The organism is Streptomyces sp. NPDC001393, from assembly GCF_053597455.1.
In genome coordinates this window covers 1-5,658 of sequence record NZ_JBSFIH010000124.1, presented here as the reverse complement: position 1 = coordinate 5,658, position 5,658 = coordinate 1, and the positions used below count along the sequence as shown (strand labels likewise).

The 5,658-nt window shown below is 67.0% G+C and carries 7 protein-coding genes; all 7 read left to right on the top strand.

All coding sequences use genetic code 11. From position 1 onward, the window contains the following. The first annotated feature begins 97 nt into the window (after window positions 1-97). The 7 genes from ACWC2T_RS45510 to ACWC2T_RS45480 all read left to right on the top strand — a co-directional run bounded on the left by ACWC2T_RS45510 (window position 98) and on the right by ACWC2T_RS45480 (window position 5,440). A complete protein-coding gene (locus ACWC2T_RS45510; protein WP_450676165.1) occupies window positions 98-355 on the top strand; it encodes a class I SAM-dependent methyltransferase in 258 nt (85 codons plus the stop codon). Window positions 356-613: 258 nt separating this feature from the next. Beyond that, entirely contained in the window at window positions 614-796 is a 183-nt protein-coding gene (locus ACWC2T_RS45505; RefSeq protein WP_450676164.1) for a hypothetical protein, read from the top strand. A gap of 504 nt (window positions 797-1,300) precedes the next feature. Further along, window positions 1,301-1,906, top strand: coding sequence for an ABC transporter ATP-binding protein (locus ACWC2T_RS45500; RefSeq protein ID WP_450676163.1), 606 nt, complete (start codon window positions 1,301-1,303; stop codon window positions 1,904-1,906). Then, window positions 1,903-2,745, top strand: a complete 843-nt coding sequence (locus ACWC2T_RS45495; protein ID WP_450676162.1) for an ABC transporter permease — start codon at window positions 1,903-1,905, stop codon at window positions 2,743-2,745. Before ACWC2T_RS45500 ends, ACWC2T_RS45495 begins: the two co-directional genes overlap by 4 nt. A 268-nt stretch (window positions 2,746-3,013) precedes the next feature. Beyond that, window positions 3,014-3,757 carry a phytoene/squalene synthase family protein gene (locus ACWC2T_RS45490; protein ID WP_450676161.1) on the top strand — a complete coding sequence of 248 codons (744 nt, stop codon included), beginning with the start codon at window positions 3,014-3,016 and terminating at the stop codon, window positions 3,755-3,757. Between the two features lie 18 nt (window positions 3,758-3,775). After that, a complete protein-coding gene (locus ACWC2T_RS45485; RefSeq protein WP_450676160.1) occupies window positions 3,776-4,747 on the top strand; it encodes a polyprenyl synthetase family protein in 972 nt (323 codons plus the stop codon). Between the two features lie 108 nt (window positions 4,748-4,855). Next, on the top strand, window positions 4,856-5,440 hold the full coding sequence (locus ACWC2T_RS45480; RefSeq protein WP_450676159.1) for a hypothetical protein: 585 nt from the start codon (window positions 4,856-4,858) through the stop codon (window positions 5,438-5,440). Window positions 5,441-5,658 lie beyond the last annotated feature (218 nt).

Genomic DNA, 5,658 nt, shown 5'->3' with positions numbered 1-5,658 from the left:
ACTGCGGTGCTCGACCACCCGGATCACCAGCCTCGTCCAGGCCGTCCTCACCCTCCATCTGACCAGCTCAGAGTGAAGATGGAAAAGGCTCAGTGAGATCACCGCGGCCTGCGACCGTTACTTCGCCGTCGAAGCCCTCCGCTCGGACACCGGCCACTACACAAGGACACTCGCTGCCTGGACCAAGCGGCTGATGCGGGCGCGCGACGACGTGACGGCACTTGTCGGCGAGTCCACCTATCGCACCTTCCGTACCTACCTGGCGGCTGCGGAACTGGGTTTCCGACACCGCCACTACACGCTGTACCGCCTGCGGCTTAGCCGACGCACTGGGGTGCTGAATCTCGCACCATAAGACGCAGTGGTGGGCTCGGCTCCCGGTGCTGTGCCCACGCTGCTGCCGTCGCTCGTGCCGGAGAGGGTCACCTGGCACTGACCACCGCTGACGACAGGAAGGCTGTTACGCGGGCCAGTCGGAGAGTTCACTACCGTTCATACAGCGCTCCCGCCCGCGCACCCCCAGTGCCTCAGTGCGCCGATGCGAAAGCTGCGTCGGCGGAGGCGAGCCGGAAATAAGGGCTACAGACCATCACTTCAGACGGTGAGGTGGGACGTGACCGAGACCGTCGTTCCGTCATCTGCAGAAGATCTTGACCTGGACATGATGCGGTCACAGATCGACGCGGTGCTGGATGTCTTCCTCAACGCTCAGATTCGGGAAGCCGTACTGCCACAACAGGGGGTAGCTGCGACTGCCCACGGAGTGTCACCGGCCATGATGCGCCTCCGACCCTGATTGCTCACGCCCGGCCGACAGGGCCAGTGCGCACCGAGCGCGGATTACGGTGTTCTCGCAGGAACTACTGCTCGCGAAGTCGTGGATCCTACACCAATCGAGTCGTTTGACAACGAACCTAGTCGTTTCGGCTTTTTTGACAGTGAACCTAGTCGTGCGGGATGAGCACGCTGGGGGTGTTGGATGGCCGTACCGGCTGGGACGGACGGGGCCGTGCCGTACGTCGAGGTGTCGTGCGTTGATGGCAGGTGCGAGCGTCGACGGCGTCCGCTGTTGGACTGCGTGTCGGTCAGGTTCGAGGACGCGGTTCCGGTACGGCCGTTTCGGTGGCCGGGTGGGCGCCATTTCCACCCGGAGCTGAGCAGCGGTTACACCGCGGGCTTCACTCGTGCGGGCTAATAAGCGATCTTGCTCCGGTTTTGACCGTACGTGATGCCTAGCCTTGCTGTGACGGCGGGTGGCCAGCAGTGAGTGCGTGGCACCGCCGTAGAGCCTGGGGGTGCGGTGGAGGTTCGGGATGTGCGTCATGCATATGGTCGCCGTGAGGTCTTGCGGGGCCTCGACCTTGATCTGCGGCCTGGTGTGCTGGCCGGGATTGTCGGCGAGAACGGTGCGGGCAAGTCGACGCTGTTGAAGATCTTGTCTGGTGAGCTGCGCCCGCTGGGTGGCACGGTCCGTCATGAGGGCCGTTTCGGCTACTGCCCGCAGGACGTGGTGGTCAACGAGGCTCTGACCGTGCGCCAGCATCTGGAGTTCTTCCGAGTCGCGCGCGGGCTGTCGGATCTGCAGCACGCCGGGCGGGTGATGGACGCGTTGCGCTTGTCGGAGTACGTCGATGAGCGTGCCGGCCTGCTCAGCGGCGGCACCCGTCAGAAGCTGAACCTGACCCTGGCGCTGATGCACGACCCGCAGGTGCTGCTGCTGGACGAGCCCTACCAGGGTTTCGACTGGGAGACCTACCAGCGTTTTTGGGACTTGGCAGCCCGATTACGCGATACGGGCCGCTCCGTCCTTGTCGTCTCCCACCTGGCCTATGACGCTGAGCGCCTGGACGAGTTGTGGCGCCTTCAGGGCGGCGTGCTGCGCCCGGCTGAGGGGGTGTCGGCGTGAGGCGGCACCTGAACCTGTTCGTCACAGCAGTCCGCTTCGACCTGGTCGAACACGCCCGGAACAGGCTCGCCATGGTCCTGGTCGCCGTGTTCATCCCCTGCTGGATCAGTCTGGCGTACGCCGTCATCCCCAGAAGGCACCTGCCCTTCCGCCTGCGGGCGACCGGCCGGCTGCTGGCACCGGCCGGCAACGAGATCACGCAGATCACCGGCGCCATCAACGCCGTCACCCTCATCACCGGGTTCATGATGTTCGCCATCACGTTCAACGGCGGGCGCTTCGACCGCCGCCTGGCCTTGGCCGGCTACCCCCGCATCCATCTCGTCCTGGCCAAGACCACCTCGCTGACCCTGGCCTCCGGCGCCATCGCGGCCTACGCCACCGCGGTGATCTGCATGGCCTGGAGCCCTCGCCAGCCACTGCTGCTCGCCGCTGCCTTGTTCTGCGGAGCGATGACCTACGGGGCGCTCGGCGTCGTCTTCGGCTCGCTGCTGCGCCGGGAGGTGGAGGGCATGTTCGCCCTGGTCATGACCAGCCTCGTTGATGTCGGTCTTCAAAATCCCCTGGCCGGCGGCGGTGCCGGAAGCCAGGTCGTGCAGTTCCTGCCTACCTACGGCACCATGCAGGCTGCCTCAGCTGCGGGTTTCACCCGCGAGTGGCTGCCCGGTGATCTGGCCGTTCAGTTCCTGTGGTTCGCCGGCGCCGCGTTCCTGGGCCTGCTCGCCTTCCACCGCCGCACCAAAGACGCCCTGACCGCCATGCCGTCCTTGCGTCTGCCTTGGCTGCCCACGCGCCGACACCCTGCGCACCCGGCCCGGGCCACGTCGACGCCCCGCTGAGTGACGCCCCCGCACGACGGCCCAACAAGGGCCCTGGAGGGACGTGTCGCGCCCTCATCGCAGAGCGAAGTCCTGACCCCGAAAGGGGGCCGGTTGAGCAGAAAAGGGTTCACAGATGCTGGTAGGGCGATGGCTGGACGCGGCGGGTATCACCGATCCTGTCCTTCGGCACTGCTACACGGTGTGCGCGCGAGAGGTATCAGGTCTCGGCGCAGGGCGCGGCCTCTGGGGGGCGCTGCGCCTCGCGCCCGCAGCGGCACGGCCTCACATGGCGGCGCTGGGGGCACACGGGTGCCGTGCCGATGCCTGTGTAGACAGCGGGCCGGTAGAGAGGCGTCACCGTCGTCTCGCCGATTTCGCGGAGGCCACCTGGGCGGCATTCGCCGCCGGCGGCTCCGACGACCCCGTCCTGCATGCCACGGTGCACACCTACCGGACCTTCGGAATGCCGCTGTCACTGATCGAGGACATGTTCACCGGGATGCAGCGCGACGTCGACTTCCGCGACTTCGCCACCTACGCGGATCTGTGCCAGTGGGCGATGCAGGTCGCCGGCTGCCCGTTTTACGGGGCCCTGTGGGCCGTGGCTGGCACCGAACTCACGGAAGCGCAGCCGCTGGTGCGTGAGTTCGCCGAACTTGGCCAGTTGACCGACGTGCTGTGTGACCTGTCGGAGGACCTCGACGACGGCCGCCTCTACCTCCCTCTCGAGGATCTCCACCAGTTCGGGGTCCACCCCGAGGACGTCAGGGCCAAACGGTGGACACCGGGCATGGCCGACGTCATCGCGTTCGAGGCCGAGCGTGTCACCGACGGGTTGACCGCTCTGACCGCTGAACTGGAACGCACCCCGGTCGGCCCCGTCATCCACGCATTGGCCGAGCATTTCAGGCTGCTCCTGGCCGGTGTGCTGGCCGCAGGTCAGGACGTGCTCCACCGGCCGGTCCAACCACCCATGAGCGCCGTCCTCAACGCGTGGCGCCCCCTGATGCGCGCCGTCATCCCCTGCTGACCATCGAAAGGACGTGTCTTGTCCACCGCCCTGAACCCCAGAGGCACACATATTCCGCTGCTGGAGGCTGAGCTGCTGCGCTGGGTGGGCAGCGGCGACAGCCTGCTGGAGCTGGCCTGCCTGGACGCCCTGTTCCCCGCGGGCAAGCTCCTTCGCCCTGTCCTGTGTATGGAGTCGGCCAAGGCCGTCGGCGGCACTGCTGAGCAGGTGCTGGCGTTCGCGGCCGGCATCGAATGCCTGCACGTCGCCAGCCTCGTCCACGATGACATCGTCGATCAGGACCCGGTACGCCGCGGGCGGGCCTCCACCGCCGAGCAGTACGGTCTCGCCGAGGCCCTGGTAGCAGGCGACGGACTGTCGATGGCCGGCATTGCGGCCATGCTCAGCGGCGGCCCCGCCGAGCGCGTACTGCACGCAGCACGGGTCACCGTCGAGGCCCTGCGTCATATGTGCCAGGGCATCATGCGCGAAACCGAGATCCGCGGCGACCTGACCTGCGGGGTACCCGCCGTCCTGAACATCATGCAGGCCAAGACCGCCGCGCTGACCGGCGCCGCCTGCCAGGCCGGCGCCATCCTGGCCGGAGCAACCCTGGAGCAGCACCAGGCCCTACGCCAGTACGGAGAACAGCTCGGCATGGCCTTCCAGATCCGTGACGACCTGCTCCCCTACACCGCCGCGGACCAGATCACCGGCAAGACAGCCATCAGCGACGTCGCCAACCTGCAGCCCACCCTGCCCATCCTGCTCGCGTACGAAGTGGCCGACAAAGCCGACCGAGACCGCCTGACCACCGTATTCCACGGCGACACCGACCCCGTCACCGCACACCGAGACATCCTCACCGTGCTGACACGCACCGGCGCCCTCACCAAGGCGGCCCAGATGGCATCCTCCCGCGCCGAACAAGCACACGTTGCACTCACCGGCCTACCGGACGCACTGAGCCTCGCCCAACTGGCCACATCAGCAGCCGACCGTCAGCACTGAGAGAGAGGGCCGGGGACTGGCGCGGTGGCTGATGCTCCGCTTCCCGTCCCCGCCCCTGGTCTGCACCGGGCTGGCCGCTCAGCCCTCAAATACAGGAGACCTGCGCTCATGAACACCTCCCGCATCCTCACGCGCTGCGCTCTGGCCGTGGCTGGGGCCGCCGGTGTCCTGGCGGTGGCGGTGACTGTCATCCCCCAGGAGGAGACCCCGGCCGCTCAGAGTGGGAAGTCCCCTCCGCTCCTGGCCGCCCTTACGCAAGCGGCTTCGCTGCCGTACGCCTGCCAGGAAGCGATCTTCAAGACCGGGGATCAGTTCGCCACCACCCGCTACGCCGTCCCGGACGAGTTCTGGGACGCCGCTGTCGCCGCTCTGGGCAGTCTGACCGAGACCGAGCGGGCCGAACTCACCCGGCCTGCCTGTGCGGCGTGGAACAGTTGGGCCACCACCAACAGCTCCGCCGTGACGGGTGAACTCGACAACCGCTACCGCAACGCCGCCCTGCCGGTGTGCAACAAGTTCACCGTCGCCACTGTGGGAACGGTCAGGAAGTTCTCCCCGAACACTCCCGCGGCGGCCCGGGGCCTGGAAAAGGTGGTCAAGAAGGTGTGGACCGAGGCCATGACCGAACTTTCCGCTACGGCCTCCGACGCCACCTGCCGCACCTCATACAGCACCGCCAAGACCGCCTGGTGACCATGCCGCTGCGGACTATGGTGACGCCCCTGCGCGACGATGCCCGCTGGCTCTCAGGGCCAGTACGGCTGTTGTCGCTCCCTATGTGACGGGGGGTCACCACGACGACCAGGGTTCACCCAGCAGTGAGCCTTTTCCAACCTGCGGCTGCAGCCTGGTAGTTGGGCTGACAACATGGTGAAGCCCCTGGTAGATGGGTTTTCGACCAAGAGAACCGT

Coding starts and splice junctions, on each gene's coding strand:
- ACWC2T_RS45490 (WP_450676161.1), top strand. CDS start 3,014: ATGGCGGCGCTGGGGGCACACGGGTGCCGTGCCGATGCCTGTGTAGAC.
- ACWC2T_RS45480 (WP_450676159.1), top strand. CDS start 4,856: ATGAACACCTCCCGCATCCTCACGCGCTGCGCTCTGGCCGTGGCTGGG.